Origin of the sequence: Streptosporangium sp. NPDC023825 (assembly GCF_040639575.1) — a bacterium.
Classification (GTDB): Bacteria; Actinomycetota; Actinomycetes; order Streptosporangiales; family Streptosporangiaceae; genus Streptosporangium.
The window spans coordinates 1-22,106 of the sequence record NZ_JBFAAE010000032.1; the positions used below are offsets into that span (position 1 = coordinate 1).

Sequence of the window (22,106 nt, forward strand, 5' to 3'; positions counted from 1 at the left end):
CCGCCTGGCCGACGCGATCGAGGAGCGGTTCGAGGACCTGGTGGCGGCGGAGATCGCCGACACCGGGAAGTCGGTCACCCAGACCCGCACCCTGGCCATCCGCACCCGACCACGGCTCTGAACGGCGGCTCTGAGCGGCGGTGCGCCGGAGGGTGCCCGTTCGTGGCGAAGTGCCCGATCAAGCGGGAAGCCGGGCTTTTGTGTGTCGTAGTGCACGCTCGGCGCTATGTGTGCGTTTGTACGCAGAACAGGACTTTCCTTCTGCCTAATGTCAGTGCTGTCCGGAGCGCGGCACCGAAAAGGCGCACCGGGCGCAGGTCACACGGGTTGTTCCCGAACACCCTCGATCAAAGGAAATCCCTCATGCGTAAGCTTCGCAGCATCCTTGCCGGCACGGCCCTGGCCGGCGCCCTGGCGGCCGGTATCGTCGCCGCCCCCGCCCAGGCCGCCACCGCGAACACGGCGGGTGCGGCGGGTGCGGCCTCGGTCGCCCAGGCGCAGTACACCAAGCACTGGTTCTCCGGCTACTCCGGCTTCGGCCGCGGTGAGTCGCGCGGCGAGCGCTCCTACTACAAGGGCTACTGGTACTACTCCAACGGCCGCTATCACTTCGACATCAAGACCTGGGACCGCGACCGCGACCGGGAGAACACCTTCATCGACTTCTACCACCACGACGACCGTGGCTGGCACAACCGCCGCTTCAACACCGGCGGCCACCACGAGTGGAAGTTCAGCTACAGCGCCAAGGGCGGTTTCGACGGCTTCCGCGTCCGCGTCGGCGAAGGCCGCTCCGGCGACTTCGACTGGGGCAACTACCACCGCGACTCCTTCTGAACCACCCGCTGACGTCGTGACGCGCACCGCGGCCGGCAGGTGAATCCGCGAAGGCGCCGGCGATCCCGCCGGCGCCTTCGCCGCGTTTCACCCGGAGTCCGGGCGGCGGTCGTTCCCGCCGGACGCCGGCTGTGCCACCGGACGATCCCGGACCCTGTCAACTCACCTCCTTGCGGATCACGCGCACCACGCCGGCCGCCATCGGGACGACGATCCAGAGGAGTACGGACACGGCCAGCCGGGCGGCGTCGCCGCCGGTCATGTCACCGGCGGACAGAGGGACGACGGTGTTGTTCAGGTTGAGCCAGTCGGCCAGGGCGCGGCCCGTGGTGCCGAGCCCGCCGACGGCGCTCCACAGGATCGGGGCCAACAGGTAGATCACGATCGCGGCCGGCGCGTTCAGCAGCAGCATGCTCAGGGCGAGCGCCGCCGCGACCACGAGGACGTTCGTCACGGTCCAGCCCAGCAGCGCGAGGGGCGCGATCTCCCAGGTGGCCGGGGTGTCCTGGACGCCGGCGAGGACGGCCGTCACCGGCACCGCGACCAGCAGCGCGAGCAGGGGGGCGGCCAGGGCCATGACCAACGGCGGCAGGCACTTGGCCGCCAGAACCCGTCCGCGCCGGGGTTCGAGCGCGAACGTGGTCAGGGCGGTGCGATGGCTCCATTCCCCGGTCACCGTGAGGATGGCGAGGATCGGGAGCAGGGTCCCGATCCCGATGCCGGCCGCGCCGATCAGTTCCTGCAGCCGCGGGCCGGAGGCGACGCCGCGGCCGATGACGGCCGCGAGCACCAGGATGACCAGGCACACGGTCAGGATCTTGCCGCTGCGGGTGTCGAAGAGCTTGCGGGCCTCGACCGACAGCAGCCGGCGGAAGGGGATCGGTGTCCGGGGCCGGTGGACGTCCGTGTTCTCCGGGCCGGTGGCCGTGACGGTGCCCGCCGCCGCGGCGTTCGTGCCGTTCCCGGTCTCGGGGGTGCCGGTCATGCCGCGCTCCTGTCGGTGGCGGCGGTCAGGTCGAGGAAGGTCTGTTCGAGGCCCCGTCCCCGGTCGAGCTCCTCGACGGTGCCCTGGATCAGGACGCGGCCGTGGCCGATCATCACGATGTGGTCGGCGACCCGTTCCACCTCGTGCAGCAGGTGCGAGCTGAGCAGCACCGCGCACCCCGAGTCGGCGAGGTCGCGGAGCAGTTCGCGCATCCACCGGATGCCCTGGGGGTCCAGGCCGTTGGCGGGCTCGTCCAGGACGAGCACCCTGGGCCGGCCGAGGAGCGCGTGACCGATGCCGAGACGCTGTCTCATCCCGAGCGAGTAACCGCGCACGGTCCGCCCGCTCTCGCGGCCGGTCAGCCCGACCATGTCGAGGACCTCGCCGACCCGCGACCTCGGCAGGCCGAGCGTCATCGCGCCCAGGGTCAGGATCTCCCGTCCGGTACGGCCGGGATGCTGGGCGCCGGCGTCGAGAAGCGTGCCGACCTGGGAACCCGGGCAGTCCAGCTCGGCGTACGGCCGGCCCAGCACGGTGGCCGAGCCCGAGGTGGCGCGCGAGAGCCCGACCAGGACGCGCATGGCCGTCGACTTCCCCGCGCCGTTGGGCCCGAGGAACCCGGTGACGCTTCCCTCCCGGACGGTGAAGGACACGTCGTCGAGGGCCCTCACCCTTTTGTAGGACTTGCTGACGTGACTGAATTCGATCATTTGCCCAGTTCACCGGATACGGGCCCGCCGGGCATCGGCCCCGGGTCGAGAGCCGCCGGTCGCCGGTGCACGCCCGTCACCGGGTTCGTACGACCTTCGGCCACCCGGATGTCGACCGAGGTCGCTAAGGCGTCGTCCCTGCGCTCTTTAGGCTGGGACCGTGGACGACCGTACGGAGAACCAGCCACCCCTCACCCGGTCCGGCATCGCGCTGCGCTACGCGCTCGCCGTGCTGCCGATGCTGTTCTACGGCGTCATAATGGCCGTGCTCCTCTCCCGGGAGCCCGACCGGCTCGTGCGGACACTGGTCGACGTGGGGCTCGGTCTCACCGCGCTGGTCCTGATGCGCTGGCGGCGCCGGCTGCCGTGGCAGATCGCGCTGGCAACCACCCTGATGACTCTCTTCTCCGTCACGGCGGGGGGTCCCGCCCAGGTCGTGTACGTGTCGCTGGTGACGCGCCGCCGGTGGCGCGAGATCGTCCCGATCGGGATCCTGTCCCTGCTGCGCATGGTGGCGGTCGCCGTCTGGGACGGCATCCACTCGTCGAGCTACATCTCCTTGGCGACCGGAGCCGTCTTTCTCGGCGGGCTGACCGTCTTCGGTCTCTATTTGCGCGGGCGCCGTGACCTGGCCGCCTCGCAGCGGGAGGCGGCGCTGGCCGCGGAACGCGAGCAGCTGCAGCGGATCGAGCGGGCCAAGCTGGCGGAGCGGGCCAAGATCGCCCATGAGATGCACGACGTCCTGGCGCACCGGATCTCCCTGCTGTCGATGCTCGCCGGGGGGTTGGCGTACCGCACCGACCTCACCGCCGAGGAGGTTCGCGGGGTCGCGACGGCGATCCAGGAGAACGCGCACCAGTCGCTGAACGAGCTGCGCACCGTGCTCGGCACGCTCCGGTCCGAGGGCGCGCCGGGAACCCCGGAGGTCGCGGAGGCCCCGCAACCGACCCTGGAGCACGTGGGCGCCCTGTTCGACGAGGTACGCGCCGCCGGACAGCGGGTCGAGGTGGACGACACCGTCGACGACCGGGAGCTGCTGCCCGCGCAGACCGGCCGGCACGCCTACCGGATCGTGCAGGAGGCCCTGACCAACGCGCGCAAGCACGCGCCGGGGAGCCGGGTGACGGCCGAGCTCGGCGGCAGGCCGGGCGACGGCCTGCGGATCCGGGTGAGCAACCCGGCGCCGCCGGGCGCGATCGCCGGTCCCGGCGGGAAGCTGGGACTGGTCGGCCTGGCCGAACGGACCCGGATGGCCGGTGGCACCATCAGCCATGCCGTCCGTGACGGACGGTTCGTTCTCGACGCCCGGTTGCCGTGGGAGGCCTGACAGCATGATCCGACTGGTGATCGTGGACGACGACGCGATGGTGCGGACCGGCTTGCGCCTCATCCTCGGCGGCGAGCCCGACCTGGACCTCGTCGGCGAGGCCGGGGACGGCAGGCAGGCCATGGGCGTGATCGGCGACCTCAGGCCCGATGTCGTGCTGATGGACATCCGGATGCCCGGTCAGGACGGCCTGACCACCACCGAACTGCTGCTGGCCCGGCCGGACCCGCCCCGGATCCTCGTGCTCACCACCTTCGACGCCGACGACCTGGTGCTCCGGGCCCTGCGGCTCGGCGCCGGCGGTTTCCTGCTGAAGGACACGCCGCCACCGAAGATGATCGAGGCGATCCGCGCTGTCGCGAGGGGTGAGCCGGTGCTGTCGCCGAGCGTCACCAACCAGGTGATCGCCGCGGCCACCGGCGGGTACGAACCGCGAAGCCCGCAGGCGCGGCGGGAGCTGGACAGGCTCACCGAACGCGAGCGCGAGGTCGCGATCGAGGTGGCGAGGGGCAGCTCGAACGCCGAGATCGCCGCGCGTCTCCACATGAGCGTCGCGACCGTGAAGGCGAACGTCACCCGGATCTTCGCCAAGCTGGGGACCGACAACCGTGTCCACGTCGCCATGAGGGTTCGCGACGCCGGCCTTCTCTGACCCTCTCCGACCTTCTATGGCCTTCTCTGAGCACGCGCCCTCTGACCGCGTGTCCTTTGAGTACGTGTCCTTTGACCGCTTGTCCTCTGAACGTGAACGCGCCGAGCCCGCCGGGCGGCCGTCGTCCGGCGCGGTCCTCCGCGCCGGACGCGGCCGGAGTCCCCGATCACCAGGAGGCGTGCCGTCCTGGCGGTGGCATCGAGGACTCCGGCCGCGTCACCTGTCCAGGGTCAGGAGTGGGCGCTCAGGCACTTCTTGAGCGTGTTCCTGGAGTTCTGCCGCTGCGGTGCGATCTTCAGGAGAGCCGCGTCGCGCACCTGCACGTACTTGGCTCCGGCGGCGTTGTAGGCCTCCACCATCTTCTTCGCGGCGGGGTCCAGCCCCGGTGCCTTGACACCGAGCTGCTGCAGAGCCGCCTTCTGGGAGAGCTGGTCGACGTTGGCGGCGGCGCCGGCCTTCATCAGGGCCGCGTGGGCGGCCTTGACCTCGGGGAGGGCTTCGACGTTGGTGAGGGCGTCCTCGGCGTTCATCAGCGCGAGATATTCCCGCGCGCAGGGGGCCGGGGCGGAGGTGGAGGCGGAGGCGGTGCTCGCGCCGACGGTGGTGAGGGCGGCGAGAAGGCCGAGGGCGGCCAGCGCCGTTGCGGTGGTGCGGGTGTGCATGGGGTGCTCCCGTTGGTGCTGAGGGTTGATTGGCATGTGACCTCATGCACCGTAATCACTGTGGGTAATCACCGCGATGCTTAAAGTTGGCGTCAAGGGTCGTGGGCCGTCGGCGGAGGCCGAGGGGGCGGCGTCGGCGGACCGCGGCGAGAACGCCGCGACCGGGGGCGTCCGGAGCTCGCAGGCCCCCGGAAGGCCACGGGCGCGAACCCCCGCCCGGAGGTTTCGCGCCCGCGTTCCGCTCAGGTCAGGACATCGTCCACTTCTGGTTCGCGCCACCGGTGCATTCCCACAGCTGGAGGCGGGTGCCGTCGGCGCTGGTGTTACCCGTGACGTCCACGCACTTGTTCGCGGCGGGGTTCACCAGGTCCCTGGTGGTGGGGTTGTAGGTCCACTGCTGGTTGGGGCCGCCGAAGCACGACCACAGCTGGAGCCGGCTGCCGTTCGCCGTGCCGTTGTCGGCGACGTCCAGGCACTTGCCGAGCACGCGGAGCGTGCCGTCGCCGGGGCGGGTCCACTGCTGGGCGGCGGTGCCGTTGCAGGAGTAGAGCTGGACGGCGGTGCCGTCGGCGCTGCTCGCGCCCGCGACGTCCATGCACTTGCCGGCCAGGCCGGTGATGGCGCCGCCACCGGGGTTGCCGGGGTTGCCGCTCGGCGTGCCGGACCAGGTGAAGGTGGCGGTGGTGCGGGCCGGAAGCGAGTAGACGAACGACTGGCCGCCCCAGTTGACCCGGACGGACTGGGCCGAGGTGCCGCGGTTGTGCGCGATCAGGGCCTTGGAACCGTCGGAGTTGCGCCAGGCGACGTTCTGGATCGTGGCGTTGGCGGTGGAGTCGATCCGGAACGCCCCGGGCCTGACGAACTTCGTGAGGTGGCCGGTCGTGTAGTACTCGATGGTGTTGTCGACCTGTCCGGCGCGGGGGCCGCCCTCCTGGACGGTGACCAGGCCGGTGCAGACGTCGCAGCCGCCGTTGTGCGGGCCCATGTTCTGGTTGAGGGCGAGGCTCCACTTGACGAGGCTGCCGCTCCAGTTGCGGGCGTAGTTGACGATGTCGGCGAGGTCCTCGTTGTGCTGGTTGCCGATCCAGGTGCCGCCCGAGTGCTCGGTGCTGAACTGGCGTACGGCCGGATACTGGTTGTGCACCTGGGTGCCGACCGCGGGGTCGCCGAAGTAGCCGTGCCAGGCGATGCCGCCGAACAGGGGGTCGTTGCGCACGGCCGCGTCGTTCAGCACGCCGGCGCCCATGGTGGCGTAGTCGCCGTAGTTCCAGTCGTGGACGAGGACCTTGGTCGTGATGCCGGCGGCGCGGAAGGCCGGGTAGACGTGGTTCTTGGTGAACTCGGCCAGTCCGGAGGAGTTCCAGCTCATGCCGGGATAGTTCATCGCGGTCGGGTTGCCCGCCTGGCAGCAGTTGGGCTCGTTCTGCACCGAGATGTAGTCGACCGGGACGCCGGCGTTCTGGTAGCTCTGGACGTACTTCACCAGGTACTGGGCGTACGTGGGGTAGTGCTCGAACTTGAGCCAGCCCATCTGGTCCATCCGGCCGTTGTCCTTCATCCAGCCGGGGGCGCTCCACGGCACGCCCTTGACGCGCAGGGCCGGGTTGAGCGACTTGGCCTGCTGGGTGAGCAGGCGCACGTTGGTGTCGTACCCTCCTGCGCCGAAGTCGTTGAGGTCGCAGCAGGTGTCGTCGAGCGAGACGTTGCCGGGCCGCGAGAGGTCGGAGGCGCCGATCGGGTTGCGTACGAACGACAGGCCGATGCCGTCGGTGGGATGGAAGAGCCTGCGCATCACGGCGTCGCGGGTGGCCGCGCTGATCGGGCCGCCGCGCAGCAGGTAGGCGGTGGTGTCGGTGATCGAGGCTCCGCCGCCCTCGAACTGCTGGTAGGTGGTGCCCTCGTTCACGGTGATGGTGTGGCCGGCGCTGCCCCCGGCGGGGCCGAAGGCGATGGGGGACTGCTGCTGAAGACCCCGCGTGACGGTCCGGCCGCCCGCGTCGGACGTGGTGGTGAGCCAGATGTTCACGGGCTCGTTGGCGGCCAGGGCGGGCGTGGCGGCGACAGGTCCCGTCGCCCACAGGGCGGCGGCGCAGGCCAGGGCGAGGGCGAGGGCCCGGCGAGGTGGTCGGAACACGGCAGGGGTCCTTTCGGGGGGTGCGATTGGGCCCGCGACGCACCGGGACGTTCACATCGGAGCACACGCGTCGCCCCGGGAACCGTCGCTGTAACGGATGTAACAGATAAGAAACTTTTCTGTTGCAGGACAGGACAACACACGTGGAAATCGGTTGTCAAGGTCTGTAAATACCGGGATTGGCGTGACGTCCAGGTGGCTCACCGTTTATGAAACAAATGAAACAAATGCCCTCAGCGGGAGACGGGACCGGTGGAGCCGCGGACGACCACATCGGTCCCCAGGGAGACGTGCAGGGCCTCCAGCGTGTGCCGGCTGAGCAGCCGCATCAGCAGCGTGACCGCCATCCGGCCCATCTCCTGCAGGGGCTGGCGCACCGTGGTCAGCGTCGGCAGGGTCGCCCGGCCGAGGTCGAGGTCGTCGAACCCCGCGACCGACAGGTCGCCGGGGACGTTCAGGCCGCGCTCGGCCGCCGCCCACAGCGCGCCGACCGCCATCTTGTCGTTGAACGCGACCAGCGCCGTCGGCCGCTCGGGCAGGTCCAGCAGCTCGCAGGCCGCGCGGTAGCCGTTCTCCGCGTTGGGCTCCCGCACGCTGCGCAGCAGCTCGGCCGACGGCAGGACGCCGACGTCGGCCAGCGACGCGGTGTATCCGGCCAGCCTGGCCTCGCTGGGCAGCCACTTCACCGGGCCGCCGACGATGCCGACCCGGCGGTGACCGAGCTCGACCACGTGCGCCATCAGCTTGCGCGCGCCCGCGAAGTGCGCGGCCGACACCGCCACGATGTCCTTGGGAGGCGGCGTCCTGGGGTCGATCACCACGAAGGGGAACCGCCGGTCTCGAAGCCGTACGAGCTCCTCGCCCGGCTCCGGGGGAAGGATCAGGATCGCGCCCGCGATGCCGGGGCGGCCGGGCAGGCCGGAAAGCGCCGGGACGTGCTGGGCGGACTCCCCGGTGCTCAGGATCATCTGGCCGCCGTGCAGCTCGATGGTCTCGCCGACCGAGGAGACGATGAGCCCGAAGTAGTCGGTCAGCAGGTAGGGGCAGCGCACGTAGATCGTGGCGCCGGCCGTCGCCTCCTGCCCGGCGCGCGGCCGGGGCGCCTGGTCCCCGAGGCGGCCGATGGCCCGCAACACCAGCTCCCGGGTGCGCGGGGCGACATTGGCCTGCCCGTTCAGGACCCGCGAGACGGTGGCGATGGACAGGCCCGTCTCCGCCGCGACGTCGCGCACGGTCGCGCGCGTCCCGGGCCGAGCCATGTGTGCCCCCTGGTAGCCGTGTCCCTGCCGTCAGCATAACCAGCGCCGACAGGGGGCGGCGGCGAGGAGTCTTCCCCGGATCGGCGGCCGCAAAAAGGGGCGAAAACTGTCGATTCCATCGATGCGGCAGCGTCGCACCCCGACTCTCGACAAGCCATCCGACTTGCTGGGATCCAGTTTGCCGTTAGCAGGTAAGGCCGGTGCAAGCATCGTCGAAGAGTCAGAACCGATCATGACATCTGGGGGAAAAATGCTTCGAAAACTGGCCCTGGTCCTGGCCGCGGTCGTGGTGGCGGGATCGCCTGCCATCGCGAACACGGCCTGGGCGGACAGGGCGCCGGCCGCTCCGGCGGCCCAGCCGGCCACCGCCGCGCAGGCGGCCGGTACGTGCAGTCCGGGATCGCCGTGCGCGGCGGTCAACTGCGGTCCGGGCCGCATCTGCGTCCCCTCGCCCAAGCAGTGCTTCACCACGCCGTGCCCGCAGTACGACTGCGTGCCCGCGTCGGGTTACCCGGGCGGCTATCCCGGTGGCTACCCGGGCGGTTACCCGGGCACGTACCCTCCGTACCCGGGCTGGCAGCCTCCGTACCCGGGCTGGCGGCCCCCGTATCCGGGCTGGCGTCCTCCGTACCCGGGCTGGCGTCCTCCGTACCCGGGCGGCTACCCGGGTGGTTACCCGGGCTGGCGTCCTCCCTATCCGGGCTGGCGGCCCCCGTATCCGGGTGTGCGTCCTCCGTACCCGGGCGTGCGTCCTCCGTACCCGGGTCCGCGGCCTCCCGGCCCGGGACCCAGGCCGCCCTGGCGGCCGGCGGGCCAGATGGGGAGTATCTCGGCCGGCGGGGTCTGAGCCTCGACGGCGGCAGGCACCTCGGGCCGGGCGCGTAGCGGCCCGGCCGTCACCTCAGGCGGCGGTTCGCCCGCGCCGCCGACCGCACGTCACATCCATCGACCCCGGTGTGCCCGCGCCGCCCATCGCCCCTCGGGACGCCACGACGGCGGCCCGGGGGCGAGCCGCGACGGCTTGTGGGGACACCGGGTGAGCTGGTCTGATGTGCGAAGGATGAGGTGAGGCCAGTACGGAGGGGTTGCTTTCTGCCGTGGAGGCATCTGTCGAGCAGCTGGTGTACGTCCGCGAGGACGAGTACACGATCGCGCGGATGAGCGCCGAGGGCATGCCCGGCTTCGTCGCCTCCGGCCGGGCCCTGGGCGGGGTCCAGCCGGGGGAGACGCTCAGGCTCGTCGGCGAGTGGGGCGAGCACCCGCGTCACGGCAGGCGCTTCGAGGTCGTCGCGTGCGAGCGGCTGGTACCGGCCACGGTCCGGGCCATCCGCATCTATCTGGGCTCCGGCCTGATCCGCGGCATCGGGCCGAGGCTCGCCCACGCCATCGTGAGCCACTTCGGCGAGGCGACGCTGACGGTCATCGACACCGAGCCCGGACGGCTCACCGAGGTCGTCAACATCGGCCCCGCGCGGCAGGCCCAGATCGCCGACGCGTGGGAGGAGCAGAAGGCGATCGCCGAGCTCATGGTGGTCCTGCAGGGCTTCGGGATCAGCCCGCTGCTCGCGGCGAAGATCTACCAGGTCTTCGGGGCCGACTCGGGAGAGGTGCTCACCTCCGACCCGTACCGGCTCATCGGCAAGGTCAGGGGCATCGCGTTCGCCACGGCCGACAGGATCGCCCTGCGGTCGGGGGTCTCCGAGGACAGCCCGCAGCGGGTCAAGGCGGCGATCCTGGACAGGCTGGAGACGGCGGCGAGCCGCGACGGGCACTGCTACGTGCGGCTGGTCGCGCTGATCGCCCAGTCCGCGGAACTCGTCGAGCAGGACCACGAACTCGTCGGTCAGATGGTCGACGCGCTCGTCGCCGACCGCCGCGTGGTCGTCGAGGCGTCGCCGGACGGCCGGGGAACGGCGGTGGTCTATCTCAAGGAGACACACAGCCGGGAAGTCACGCTGACCGCCCAGCTGACCAGGCTCTGGGAGGCCGCCTCGACGCTGCCCATGCGCCCGTTCCAGGAGGATCCCGGGCTGGACGAGGACCAGCGGGCGGCGGTGAACATGGCGCTGACCAGCACCGTGTCCATCCTCACCGGCGGTCCCGGCTGCGGGAAGAGCCACACCGTCAAGACCGTCGCGGCGACGGTGCGGGCGATGGGCGGCACGGTGACCCTCACGGCGCCGACGGGCAAGGCGGCCAAGCGCCTGTCGGAGCTCACCGGCCTGCCCGCGATGACCGTGCACCGGATGCTGGCCCACCGGCCCGACCCCGAGAGCGGCACGCTGTTCGAGCAGACGCCCGCGCAGGCCGACCTGATCGTGGTCGACGAGGCGTCCATGCTGGACCTGAGCCTGGCCACCCGGCTCACCGCGGCCGTCCCGCCCGGCAGCCACCTGCTGATCGTGGGCGACAGCGACCAGCTTCCCAGCATCGCCCCCGGCAGCGTGCTGGCCGACCTGCTGCGCGTCGAGGCGATCGCGCGGATGCGCCTGACCAAGGTCTTCCGCCAGGCGGAGGGCAGCGGCATCATCCAGGCCGCCCGCCGGGTCAGGGCGGGCGAGGTGCCCGCGATCCCCGGCGGGGGAGGGTTCTGGTTCGAGGAGGTCGACGATCCCGAGCGGGTCGCCGAGCGGGTGATGCACCTGGCGACGGTGGCGATCCCGCGCAAGCAGGGGGTGAGCCCGGACCAGGTCCAGGTCCTGTGCCCGATGCGCAGGGGCCTGACGGGGACCGCCGAACTCGGCCGCATGATCCAGGAGCGGCTCAACCCGGCGCGCGAGGGAGTCGCCGAGCACTGGTCGGGGGCCTCCGCGTTCCGGGTCGGCGACCGTGTCATGCCGATCCGCAACAACTACGACAAGGGCGTCTTCAACGGCGACACCGGTACGGTCACCGCCATCACCCCGGAGGAGCGGCTCGTCGAGATCCGCACCGACGACGGGCAGACCGTGAAGTACGGCTTCGGCGAGCTCGACGAGCTGACCCACACGTACGCCATCAGCGTCCACCGCTCGCAGGGCAGCGAGTATCCCTTCGTGGTCGCGCCGCTCGTCACCGAGTCCGGGGGCGTCATGTTGCGCCGCAAGCTGCTCTACACCCTGCTCACCCGGGCCCGGTCGTGGGTGGTCGTCGTCGGCGAGCGCAAGGCGCTGGAGATGGCCGTCAGCAGGCTGGACCACCGCCGCAACACCGGGCTCGCCCGCAGGCTCGCGCTGAGCCTCGGCGCGGACCTCCACTACGAGGCCGCCCCCGCCGCCGACTGAACACCGGCCGATCGAACACCGATGGTGAGCGCCGGTCGATCGGACACCGGCGAGACGCGTCTGACATCGGCTGACGCGGACGCCGCCCGTACGGGGCGTTCCCGACTCCGCGATCTTCTTGACATTTTTTCTTCACATAACTTGAATTAAGTCAGACAAGAACCGTCCTCGGCTTGCCGAAGTTGTTGGTAACGCCGGTCTCCGTTATGCCCGTGGGCGGGGCGGGCTTCGCCTTTGTCGTTCGTCGCGAGACAGAGGAAACACACATGACCAGGGAAAGCATGGTCAACTCGACGCGGACGTGGGTGCGGTTACTCGCCGTGCTCGCTCTCGCGCTCGGCCTCACCACCCTTCCGGCCGGCGGAAGCGCGGGGGCTTCGGCCGCCCCGAGCTTCAAAGTGATCGCCTTCTACAACGGGGCGTACGACGCGGCCCACGTCAACTTCGTGCAGGAGGCCAACCGCTGGTTCCCGCAACTGGCCGCGCAGCACAACTTCTCCTACACGGCGACCAACAACTGGAGCCAGCTGAACGCGAGCAACCTCCAGCAGTATCAGGTGGTGCTCTTCCTGGACGACCTGCCGCAGAACGCCGCCCAGCGCTCGGCGTTCGAGCAGTACATGCGTAACGGCGGGGCGTGGATGGGCTTTCACGTGAGCGCGTTCAACACCAACGCCCAGAGCTGGTCGTGGTACCACAACGAGCTCCTCGGCACCGGCGCGTTCAGGTCCAACACCTGGGGCCCCACCTCAGTGACCATACGCACGGAGGGCGGGGCGCACCCCTCCACGGCGCGGCTGCCCGCCACCTTCACCTCGTCGGTCAGCGAGTGGTACAGCTGGACCAGCGACCTGAGGAACAACCCGAACATCAGGATCCTCGGGTCCATCGACCAGTCGAGCTTCCCGGTCGGCACGGACCCCAACCAGACCTGGTACAGCGGGTACTACCCGCTCATGTGGACCAACAAGAACTACAAGATGCTGTACGCGAACTTCGGCCACAACGCGATGAACTACAGCAACAACACCCCGCTGTCGTCCACGTTCGCCAGCGAGGTGCAGAACCGGTTCGTCATCGACGGCCTGCTGTGGCTGGGCGGCGGGAGCACCCCGCCCCCGACGGACACCATCTCGCCGACCGCGTGGTACAGCCTCGCCAACCGCGCCAACGGCAAGTGCGTGGACGCGCGCGCGGCCGCCTCGGCGAACGGCACCGTGATCCAGCAGTACACCTGCAACGGGACCCTCGCCCAGCAGTTCCAGGTCCAGCCGACCAGCGGCGGCTTCGCGCGGCTCAACAACCGCCTCAACAGCGCCCAGGTCGTCGACGTGACCGACGTCTCCACGGCCGACGGCGCCCCGCTCCAGCTGTGGACGTACTCCGGAGGCAACAACCAGCAGTGGCAGGCGGTGTCCGAGGGCGACGGCCACTACCGCTTCGTCAGCCGCCTCAGCGCCAAGTGCCTGAGCGTGCCGGGCTCCTCGACGGCCGACAGCGTCCAGCTGGTGCAGAGCACCTGCAACGGCGGTGCCGCCCAGTCGTTCCGGATCTCCCAGCAGCCGTAGCCGCCACGAGGTTCCGTACGCCCGCCCTTCCCGCCGGTCGGGAAGGGCGGGCGTACGGGGTGCGGGCTCGGTGTCAGTCGTCGATCGCCTGGTAGAGCGTGGTCCAGAAGTCGTGGATGAGCCGCGCCGGATCCGGGACCGACATCCCGACCTGGGCGAGCAGGATTCCGGTGAGCCGGTTGTGCGGGTCGGCGTAGGTCGAGGTGCCGCTTCCGCCGTCCCAGCCGAACTGGCCGACGGGCGCGTAGTCGCCGCGGTAGGTGCGCACCGCCATCCCCATGCCCCAGCCGCCGTGCTGCCCCTGGCCGAACGACACGTGGACGTTGTCGACGGCCATGGCGTGCCGGGCGGCCTGCTGCTCGGGTGTGAGGCGGTTGGTGGTCATCAGCTCGACGGCGGACCGGGACAGGATCCGTTCGCCTTCGTGCGTCCCGCCGTTCAGCAGCATCCGGAAGTAGGCGTGGTAGTCGTCGGCGGTGGAGACCAGCCCGCCGCCGCCGCCCTGGAACGCCGGAGGCCGGCTCCACCGTCCGCCCGCGGCCTCGTCCCACACGACGAACTCTCCGGTCCGAGGGTCGGGGGCGTAGAGGTCCGGCAGCCGGTCGATCTTGTGGGCGGGCACGTGGAAACCGGTGTCCTTCATCCCCAGCGGATCGAAGACGCGCTCACGCAGGAACGTCTCGAACGACTGGCCCGTGACCCTGGCGACGAGCACGGCGAGCACGTCGTGGCTGATCTGGTACTGCCAGCGCTCTCCAGGCTGGTGCATCAGCGGGAGCGTGCCGAGGCGACGCATCCACTCGTCCGGCTCGGGCATCGGCTCGGGCAGATCGGGCGTGAGCCCCTGCTCGAAGATCGCGCCCATGATCGGGGTGCCCAGCGCCGTCATGTCCATGCCGAGCCCGAACGTGGAGGTCAGCAGGTCCCGTACGGTGATCGGCCGCCGCGCCGGCACGGTGTCGTCCAACGGGCCGTCGATCCGCTTCAGCACCTGACGGCCGGCGAGTTCCGGCAGCCACGGCTCCACCAGGTCGTCCAGCCGCAACCTGCACTCGTCGAGCAGGACCATCGCCGCCGCCATCGCCACCGGCTTTGACGTGGAGGCCATCCGGAAGATCGTGTCCCGGCGCATCGGCGCGCCACCGTCGTGGCGCATCGTCCCCATCGCCTCGACGTGGGTCTCGCCGCCCCTGCCGACCAGGGCGACGAGCCCGGGAATCCTCCCGGACTCGACATGCCGCGCCAGCACGTCACGCAGCCTGCGCAGCCCCGTTTCCGAGAAGCCGCCATTGCCTTTTTCCATCATGAATCTCCTCGCGCACAGTGTTCGATCCGCGAGACCCGTCCCGGCATGACGCCCGTGGCCTCGGCGAGCCGGAGCTCGGTCACGGGACTTCCTCCGCGGCGCCACCGGCACCCGCAAACGTTCGGAAATCCCTGAACGTCTGCGACACTACATTGCGTTCATAAATTCTGCAACATTAAAAAGGATGCGTATGCCCTGTAAACACTGGCATGTTGAGTCGATATTGCAATGAATATGGCACTGAACGCAATGGGTTGCCAGCACGGGCGTTGCAATGGACTGGGTGTGAATGCATACTGTGCAGCGGAGCGTGCCGGGGCGTCGCGTTCCGCGCGTGTCGACAGGTCGACGGATGGGAGACGAGCACCGATGCCCGGAGGCAGACTTACCGGCCAGGATCGGCAGCACATCGCCGCGGGGCTGGCCGAGGGACTCGGATACACGGAGATCGGCAAGCGCCTGGGGCGGCCCGCCTCGACCATCATGCGGGAGGTCACCCGCAACGGCGGACCCGACGGCTACGGGGCGGACCGGGCGCACGAGGCCACGCGGCATCGTGCGCGCCGGCACAGGCAGGCTCGGCCTGCCGCGCCGCCGGTCCCCGACAGCGGCCACGGGCGTGATCCGCAGGCGGTGCAGGACTTCACGGAGTCCTTCACCGCTCTCCTCGTCCAGCAGGGCCTGCCCCGGATGGAGGCCAGGGTGCTGGCCTGCCTGTACATCACCGACTCCGGCGATCTCACCGCCGCCGACCTGGTGAAGCGGCTTCGCGTCAGCCCGGCGTCGATCTCGCACGCCGTCGCCTTCCTCGAACGGCAGGGAATGCTCAAGCGGGAACGGGTTCCCGGCGCGCGGCGTGAACGCTATGTCATCGACGACGGGATCTGGCTCCCGTCCCTCCTCGCGGCTCTGCAGATGAACGAGGCCCTGGCCGCCGCGTCGCAGCGCGGAGCCGAGATTCTCGGGGCCACGACCCCGGCGGGTGCCCGCTTCGAGTCCTCCGCCGAACTCCTTCTCCTCGTGAGCAAGGCCTTCCGGCAGGTCATGGAGCAGTGGCAGCAGAGCCTGGCCGCCCGGAACGCCGGGCGATAGCGGGACGTCGCCGGAGAATCCCGCGATCTGGGACACTGTGGGTTTCATGCGATCCCAAGAACGTGTGAGACCCGGGAACGGCGGCCGTCCGGCCGCGCCCGCCCACCCCACCGGCCCCGGGACACCGGACGTCACGCGGCGGACGCCCGTCCGGCATCCCGCCGGAGGCCTGACCGTCGTGCGGGAGACCGTCGTACGGAATGCCGTCGTGCGGGAGACCGTCGTACGGAATGCCGTCGTGCGGGAGACCGTCGTGCGGAATGCCGTCGTGCGGAGGGCGGTCGTTCGGAAGACGGCCGGAGGCGCGTCGTGAGGCGGGAGGTCCGGCGCTTCGAGGCGCGGGTCGCGAGCGCGGACTCCTACCTGCTGGGCGAGGGGCCCGTGTGGGACGCCGAGAGAGAACGCCTCCTGTGGGTGGACATCAACGCCGGTCACGTCTTCGAGGGACGGCTCGCCGGTGACTCCGTTCACGTGGACCGCAGGCACGAGTTCGGCGAGACCGTCGGTGCCGTCGTGTGCGACCGGGACGGCAGGCTGCTCGTCGCCGGGCGGAAGGGACTGCTCACCGTGGCGGGCGGGGACGAGCCGGGACGGCCGTCCGGCGCGGGGGACGGGGGGCCGTCCGCCTCAGGGGGCGAGCGGGACGAACGGGGCGAGCGCGCGTACCTCGTCGACCTGATTCCCGAGGGGAAGGACAGCCGCCTCAACGACGGGGCGTGCGATCCCGGGGGACGCTTTCTCGTGGGGAGCCTCGCCCTCGACGACCGGCACGGCCAGGAGTTCCTGTACCGGTACGAGACGGACGGAACCGTCACGACCCTCGACACCGACCTCGCGCTCTCCAACGGTCTCGCCTGGTCTCCGGACCTGTCGACGATGTACAGCGTCGACAGCGTCCCGAGAACGATCTGGACGAGGGCCTACGACGCCGTCACCGGCGCGTACGGTGAGCGCCGCGTGCTGCTGGAGGTCTCCGACGGTACGCCGGACGGGCTGTGCGTCGACGTCGACGGCAACCTGTGGCTCGCGCTCTGGGGTGCCGGCCAGGTGCGCGGCTACTCGCCCCGGGGCGAGCATCTCGCGACCGTGGAGGTCGCGGCACCCAACGTGACGAGCGTCGCCTTCGTGGGCCCGCGGCTCGACACGCTGCTCATCACGTCGGCCCGCGTGGGGATGACGCCGGCGGACGCCGCGCGCCATCCGGACGCCGGTCGCGTCTTCCTCGCGGACGTCGGCACGCGGGGGCTCGCCACCCCCTACTGGTCCGGTCCCGCCGCCCGCCGGATTCCGGAATAGGACGTCCCCGCCCCGGGGCGTTCCCCGGTGGGAAGCGGGCCCGGGGCGCTCGACGGCGGGAAGCGGGTCACGCCGGAGCGAGCCGGTTTCGCCGCGACGGCGCTCCTCGCCCCGGCGCGCCCGTGCGCCGGTGTTCCTGCGCGCCGGTGAGCCCGTGCGCCGGTGTTCCTGCGCGCCGGTGTGAGCGGGTCCCCGGCGCGGGGAAAAGGTCCTCCAGGCCGTCCGAGCTCGCAGGAGCGGCGACGGAGTGGCCGATCACGGCGCGGCTGCCATGGGGGAGGGGCATATGGGTGTGAATACGCGAAGGTATGGTGATTGTTCGTGACGACGTTTCGGATCAGCGAGGCCGCCGCGCTGCTCGGGGTGAGCTCCGACACGGTCCGCCGGTGGGTGGACGCCGGGCGGCTCGCGGCCCGGCGGGACGAGCACGGCCACCGGATGGTGGAGGGTACCGACCTGGCGGCGTTCGCGCGTGCCCAGATCGAGTCCGAGAACGGTACGGGGCACTCGTCGGCCCGCAATCGCCTTCGCGGGATCGTGACCGAAGTGATCAGGGACGCGGTGATGGCCCAGGTGGAGATCGCCGCGGGACCGTACCGGGTGGTGTCGCTGATGAGCCGTCAGGCCGCCGACGAGCTGGGCCTGGAGGTGGGAGTGAGGGCGGTCGCCGTGATCAAGTCCACCAACGTGGTCGTGGAGATCGCCGACCACGCCCGTACGACGGGTTGACGGCGTCGTGAGCGGTCCGTCCGGTGGCATTACGGGTCCGTCCGGTGGCGTGCCGGGTGGTTCGTCCGGTGGCGTGCCGCGCGAGGCGGCGGGCGGTCCGTCAGGTGGTTCCTCCGGTGGCCCGTCCGGCGGGGTGGCGGGCCGCCTGCCCTGGGTGCTGGTGCTGCCCGCCGTGGCGGGCATGGTCTTCCTGACGCTGCCGCTGGCCGGCCTGCTGGTACGCGCACCCTGGTCCACCCTGGCCGAAAGACTCGGCGAGCCGCAGGTCCTGGAGGCGCTGCGCCTGTCGCTGGTGACCGCGACCGTGGCCACGCTGGTGTGCCTGCTGCTCGGCGTACCGCTGGCGTGGTTGCTGGCCCGTGTCGCCTTTCCCGGCCGCCGCCTGGTGCGGGCGCTGGTCACCGTCCCCCTCGTGCTGCCCCCGGTGGTCGGCGGGGTCGCCCTGCTGCTCGTCCTGGGGCGGCGCGGCCTGGTCGGCCAGTGGCTCGACACCACCTTCGGCGTCACCCTGCCGTTCACCACGGCCGGGGTCGTCGTCGCCGAGACGTTCGTCGCCATGCCGTTCCTGGTCATCAGCGTCGAGGGCGCGCTGCGCGCCGCCGACCTGCGCTTCGAGGAGGCCGCCGCGACGCTGGGCGCCTCTCGCTGGACCATCTTCCGCCGCGTCACCCTGCCGCTGATCGCCCCCGGCGTCGTCGCGGGCGCCGTGCTGTGCTGGGCCCGCGCGCTGGGCGAGTTCGGGGCCACCATCACCTTCGCCGGCAACTTCCCCGGCCGGACCCAGACGATGCCGCTGGCCGTGTACCTCGCCCTGGAGACCAAACCCGAGGCCGCGATCGTGCTCAGCCTCGTCCTGCTCGCCGTCTCGGTGATCATCCTGGCCAGCCTGCGCGACCGGTGGGTGAGCGGCCCGTGACCCTGAACGCCCACCTTGTCGTCACCCGGCCCCGCTTCCACCTGGACATCGAGCTGGAGGTCGCCGCCGGCCAGGTCGTCGCCCTTCTCGGCCCCAACGGCGCGGGCAAGACCACCGCGCTGCGCGCGCTGGCCGGGCTCACCGCCCTGTCCGGCGGGGAGATCGTCCTGGACGGGGAGGCGCTGCACACCCTGGCGCCCGAACGTCGCCCGATCGGCATGGTCTTCCAGGACTACCTGCTCTTCCCGCACCTGTCGGCTCTGGACAACGTCGCCTTCGGGCCCCGCTGCCGAGGCGCCTCCAGAGCGGAGGCGCGGCGCGCCGCCGCCGCCTGGCTGGAGCGCGTCGGCCTGGCCGGGCACGTCGCGGCGAAACCCCGGCAGCTGTCGGGCGGCCAGGCCCAGCGCGTCGCCCTGGCCCGCGCCCTCGCCGTGGGACCCCGCCTGCTGCTGCTGGACGAGCCGCTGGCCGCCCTCGACGCCCACACCCGCCTGGAGATCCGCTCCGGGCTCCGCCGCCACCTGGCCGACTTCGGCGGCGCGACCGTCCTGGTCACCCACGATCCGCTGGACGCCATGGTGCTCGCCGACCAGCTGGTCGTCATCGAGAACGGCGCCGTCGTGCAGCGCGGCACCCCCGCCGAGGTCGCCCGGCGCCCGCGCACCGACTACGTCGCCCGCCTGGTCGGCCTCAACCTCTACCGGGGGCTCGCCTCGGGACGACAGGTCACCGTCGGCGAGGTGAGCTTCAGCGTCGCCGAGCATCTGGACGGTCCCGCTTTCGTCGCCTTCGGACCCGGGGCGGTCGCGCTCTACCGGACCCGCCCGGACGGCACCCCGCGCAATCTCTGGGAGGCCACGATCGAGGGCATCGAGCGGCACGGCGACAACGTCCGCATCCATCTGGAGGGGCCGATCACCGCCTCGGCCGACGTCACCCCCGCCGCCGTCGCGGACCTCGACCTGACCTCGGGGCAGCGGATCTGGGCGTCCGTCAAGGCCACCGAGACCCACGCCTACCCGGCCTGAGCTCCCGTGACCTTCGTGCTCACCCGGCCTGAGCTCCCGTGACCCACTCCCGCCCCGCCTGAACCCCTGCGGCATCGCCCGCCCGTACGGCCCCGCGATGTTCCCGCCCGTACGACCGCCGAGATGCCGCAGGTCACCCGCGTGGCGGCCCAGGTCGCCCGGACCCCCGGGGGCACAATGGCGTGAGGGGGGATGATCTATGCGCGTCGCTGTACTCGGGATGGGCATGATGGGGCAGGCACTGGCCCGGCGGCTGCTGGTGCGCGGTTTCCCGGTCACGGTGTGGAACCGCACGCCGGGACGGGCGGAGGAGGTGGTCGGCCTCGGTGCCGTCGAGGCGGCCTCGCCCGCCGAGGCCGTGCGTGAGGCGGAAGCGGTGCTGATGTCGCTCGCCGACGACCAGGCGGTTCGCGATGTGATGTCCCAGCTGACCGGAATCGGTTCCGACGGGCCCGTCGTGGCCGACATGAGCACCGTCGCTCCGGACACGGCCCGCGCGCTGCGGGACATGGCGCCCGGGGGCCGGTTCGTGGCCGCGCCCGTCATCGGCGGGCCGCAGGCCGTCGCCGAGGGACAGGCTTCGGTCCTGATGGGTGGCGAGCGTGACGTCGCCGACGTGCTGAAGCCGGTGTGGTCGGAGGTGTTCGCCTCCTACTCCTACTGCGGCCGGGATCCCGGCGCGGCGCTCGCCTTCAAGCTGCTGAACAACTACCTGCTGATGACCGGGATCGCCGCGCTCTCCGAGGCGGCCGCCACGGGGCTGGCGGCGGATCTCGACGAGACGCTGCTGCACGACTTCCTCCTCACCTGGCCCACTGTCGCGCCCGCCCTGCACAACCGCGTCGACGACGTCCTGAGCGGTGACCACCGGGGGTGGTTCACGACCAGGCTCGCCGCCAAGGACGTGCGGCTCGCCATCGACATGGCGGAGTCGGGCGGTCTCGACCTGCCGATCGCCCGTCTGGTCGAGCGGCGCTACGAGGAGGCGGCCGGGCGCGGCTGGGGCGACGCGGACATCGGCGCCGTCGTCGAGCTGCTGCGCGGGAAACCGCGCTAGCGCCGCCCGTCGCCCGTCAGCGCGCCCGCCACGTCGCCCGTCGCCGCGCCCGTCAGCGGGTTCTCGCCACCTCGGCGGCTACGGCGCGGAACGCGGTCAGCGCCTCGCGCTGGTCGTTGGCCGAGGTGGAGACGGTCGACTTGACGACGACCACCCCGTGCCTGGGAGAGACGTAGATGTACTGCCCGCCGAACCCGGCGGCCATGAAGTCGCCCTGGTCGCCGTCGCCGAGCCACCAGTGCAGCCCGTAGCCGGTGTTGAAGGAGGCGGAGGGCGTGGTCGACTTCTTGACCCAGGAACGCGGCACGACCTGGCGTCCCGCGGCCTTCCCGTCACGGAGGTAGAGCAGGCCGAACCGGGCGAAGTCGCGGTCGGTGGCGTGGTAGCAGCAGTAGCCGAGGCTGTCGCCGGCGGAGTCCTTGTCGATGCGCGCCGTGGACTCCATGCCGGCCGGCTGCCAGATCTTCTTCTCCACGTACTTGTGGTACGGCGTGCCCGTGGCGCGGCTGACGATCTCGGCGAGCACGAAGGAGTTCATGCTGGTGTACTCGAACCTGCTGCCGGGCTCCCAGCCGCGCACCTGCCGCGCCGCCATCTTCCCGACCTGATGGCCCCGGTTCGCGGCCGTCTGCACCTTCGGTATGTCGGAGCGCTCGTCCCAGGCGATTCCCGATGACATGCGCAACAGGTTCCGGATGGACACCCCGTCGTAGCCAGAGCCGCGCAGTTCGGGCAGGTAGCGGGTCACCGGGTCGTCGATCGAGCGGATGCGGCCCTCGTGCAGGGCTATGCCGATCGCGGTCGACGTGAAGGACTTCGCCATCGACCAGGACTGGAACCGGGTGTTGCGGTTGGCTTCGACGTAGCGCTCGTCCACGATCTTCTGGCCGTCCAGGACGACGAAGCCGTTGGTCTTCGTGCGCGTGAGGAAGTCCTCGAGGGTGCGCTCGTTCCCCTCGTAGGTGTAGGTCACCGAGAGCTTTCTGGGGTCGCTCCGTAGTTTGACCGGACTCTTCGACGGCCGTACGAGGTCGAAGGCGCCCGCCTCGGCGACGTCCGGTGCGGCCTGAGCGAGGGGGATCGGCGCCGCCCGGGGCAGGGCGTGGGCCGGGACCGTCCAGCCGGCCAGCGTGAGCGCGGCGATCGTCGCGACGACGGGTCCTCGCAGGCGATGGGTGATGTCGATCGTTCTCATGTTCTCCCCGTGGGTTCGGCGGCGGGTGGGCCGCTCGCGTACGGCAGGGAGCATGGCGCACTTTCCTGGCAGATCTCTGGCAGATCCACG

General features: G+C 71.1%; 18 protein-coding genes. 11 read left to right on the plus strand and 7 right to left on the minus strand.

Annotation, left to right across the window (positions count from 1 at the left end; translation table 11 throughout):
- Window positions 1-363 precede the first annotated feature (363 nt).
- Window positions 364-837 carry a hypothetical protein gene (locus AB0G15_RS25475; protein ID WP_362844329.1) on the plus strand — a complete coding sequence of 158 codons (474 nt, stop codon included), beginning with the start codon at window positions 364-366 and terminating at the stop codon, window positions 835-837.
- A gap of 157 nt (window positions 838-994) precedes the next feature.
- Here the strand turns inward: AB0G15_RS25475 and AB0G15_RS25480 are convergent, their stop codons facing one another.
- Together AB0G15_RS25480 and AB0G15_RS25485 are read right to left on the minus strand one after the other, a co-directional pair.
- Window positions 995-1,822, minus strand: coding sequence for an ABC transporter permease (locus AB0G15_RS25480; protein ID WP_362844332.1), 828 nt, complete (start codon window positions 1,820-1,822; stop codon window positions 995-997).
- Window positions 1,819-2,532 (minus strand): ATP-binding cassette domain-containing protein, encoded by a 714-nt coding sequence (locus AB0G15_RS25485; protein WP_362844335.1) that lies wholly within the window; start codon window positions 2,530-2,532, stop codon window positions 1,819-1,821. The genes AB0G15_RS25480 and AB0G15_RS25485 overlap by 4 nt, the downstream gene beginning before the upstream one ends.
- A 160-nt stretch (window positions 2,533-2,692) precedes the next feature.
- Here AB0G15_RS25485 and AB0G15_RS25490 point away from each other — a divergent pair, with 160 nt between their 5' ends.
- Together AB0G15_RS25490 and AB0G15_RS25495 are read left to right on the plus strand one after the other, a co-directional pair.
- The gene (locus tag AB0G15_RS25490; protein ID WP_362844337.1) at window positions 2,693-3,859 is read left to right on the plus strand and encodes a histidine kinase; all 1,167 of its coding nucleotides are present in this window, start codon (window positions 2,693-2,695) and stop codon (window positions 3,857-3,859) included.
- A 4-nt stretch (window positions 3,860-3,863) separates the two neighbouring features.
- The gene (locus AB0G15_RS25495) at window positions 3,864-4,511 is read left to right on the plus strand and encodes a response regulator transcription factor (protein ID WP_362844340.1); all 648 of its coding nucleotides are present in this window, start codon (window positions 3,864-3,866) and stop codon (window positions 4,509-4,511) included.
- Window positions 4,512-4,741: 230 nt separating this feature from the next.
- Here the strand turns inward: AB0G15_RS25495 and AB0G15_RS25500 are convergent, their stop codons facing one another.
- The 3 genes from AB0G15_RS25500 to AB0G15_RS25510 all read right to left on the minus strand — a co-directional run bounded on the left by AB0G15_RS25500 (window position 4,742) and on the right by AB0G15_RS25510 (window position 8,566).
- Window positions 4,742-5,209: a hypothetical protein gene (locus tag AB0G15_RS25500; RefSeq protein WP_362695622.1), complete on the minus strand. Its 468-nt coding sequence runs from the start codon at window positions 5,207-5,209 to the stop codon at window positions 4,742-4,744.
- 211 nt (window positions 5,210-5,420) lie between these two features.
- Window positions 5,421-7,307, minus strand: a complete 1,887-nt coding sequence (locus AB0G15_RS25505; RefSeq protein ID WP_362844342.1) for a ricin-type beta-trefoil lectin domain protein — start codon at window positions 7,305-7,307, stop codon at window positions 5,421-5,423.
- Between the two features lie 233 nt (window positions 7,308-7,540).
- Window positions 7,541-8,566, minus strand: coding sequence for a LacI family DNA-binding transcriptional regulator (locus AB0G15_RS25510; RefSeq protein ID WP_362844344.1), 1,026 nt, complete (start codon window positions 8,564-8,566; stop codon window positions 7,541-7,543).
- Window positions 8,567-9,663: 1,097 nt separating this feature from the next.
- On the opposite strand from AB0G15_RS25510, the gene AB0G15_RS25515 reads away from it, so the two are divergent.
- Both AB0G15_RS25515 and AB0G15_RS25520 read left to right on the plus strand, forming a co-directional pair.
- Window positions 9,664-11,829: an ATP-dependent RecD-like DNA helicase gene (locus AB0G15_RS25515; RefSeq protein ID WP_362844347.1), complete on the plus strand. Its 2,166-nt coding sequence runs from the start codon at window positions 9,664-9,666 to the stop codon at window positions 11,827-11,829.
- Window positions 11,830-12,095: 266 nt separating this feature from the next.
- The gene (locus tag AB0G15_RS25520; RefSeq protein ID WP_362844350.1) at window positions 12,096-13,397 is read left to right on the plus strand and encodes a ThuA domain-containing protein; all 1,302 of its coding nucleotides are present in this window, start codon (window positions 12,096-12,098) and stop codon (window positions 13,395-13,397) included.
- Between the two features lie 73 nt (window positions 13,398-13,470).
- Here AB0G15_RS25520 and AB0G15_RS25525 read toward each other — a convergent pair whose 3' ends face one another.
- On the minus strand, window positions 13,471-14,700 hold the full coding sequence (locus AB0G15_RS25525) for a serine hydrolase domain-containing protein (RefSeq protein WP_362844515.1): 1,230 nt from the start codon (window positions 14,698-14,700) through the stop codon (window positions 13,471-13,473).
- Between the two features lie 372 nt (window positions 14,701-15,072).
- Here AB0G15_RS25525 and AB0G15_RS25530 point away from each other — a divergent pair, with 372 nt between their 5' ends.
- The 6 genes from AB0G15_RS25530 to AB0G15_RS25555 all read left to right on the plus strand — a co-directional run bounded on the left by AB0G15_RS25530 (window position 15,073) and on the right by AB0G15_RS25555 (window position 20,821).
- On the plus strand, window positions 15,073-15,795 hold the full coding sequence (locus AB0G15_RS25530) for a helix-turn-helix domain-containing protein (RefSeq protein WP_362844353.1): 723 nt from the start codon (window positions 15,073-15,075) through the stop codon (window positions 15,793-15,795).
- A gap of 309 nt (window positions 15,796-16,104) precedes the next feature.
- Entirely contained in the window at window positions 16,105-17,091 is a 987-nt protein-coding gene (locus tag AB0G15_RS25535) for an SMP-30/gluconolactonase/LRE family protein (RefSeq protein ID WP_362844355.1), read from the plus strand.
- Window positions 17,092-17,412: 321 nt separating this feature from the next.
- Window positions 17,413-17,820: a TOBE domain-containing protein gene (locus AB0G15_RS25540; RefSeq protein ID WP_362844357.1), complete on the plus strand. Its 408-nt coding sequence runs from the start codon at window positions 17,413-17,415 to the stop codon at window positions 17,818-17,820.
- 181 nt (window positions 17,821-18,001) lie between these two features.
- Complete coding sequence (modB, locus tag AB0G15_RS25545; protein WP_362844517.1) at window positions 18,002-18,736, plus strand: molybdate ABC transporter permease subunit; 735 nt, start codon at window positions 18,002-18,004, stop codon at window positions 18,734-18,736.
- The gene (locus AB0G15_RS25550; protein WP_362844359.1) at window positions 18,733-19,764 is read left to right on the plus strand and encodes an ABC transporter ATP-binding protein; all 1,032 of its coding nucleotides are present in this window, start codon (window positions 18,733-18,735) and stop codon (window positions 19,762-19,764) included. Before modB ends, AB0G15_RS25550 begins: the two co-directional genes overlap by 4 nt.
- Before the next feature lie 199 nt (window positions 19,765-19,963).
- A complete protein-coding gene (locus AB0G15_RS25555; protein WP_362844361.1) occupies window positions 19,964-20,821 on the plus strand; it encodes an NAD(P)-dependent oxidoreductase in 858 nt (285 codons plus the stop codon).
- 52 nt (window positions 20,822-20,873) lie between these two features.
- Here the strand turns inward: AB0G15_RS25555 and AB0G15_RS25560 are convergent, their stop codons facing one another.
- On the minus strand, window positions 20,874-22,016 hold the full coding sequence (locus AB0G15_RS25560) for a serine hydrolase (RefSeq protein WP_362844363.1): 1,143 nt from the start codon (window positions 22,014-22,016) through the stop codon (window positions 20,874-20,876).
- Window positions 22,017-22,106: the final 90 nt, after the last annotated feature.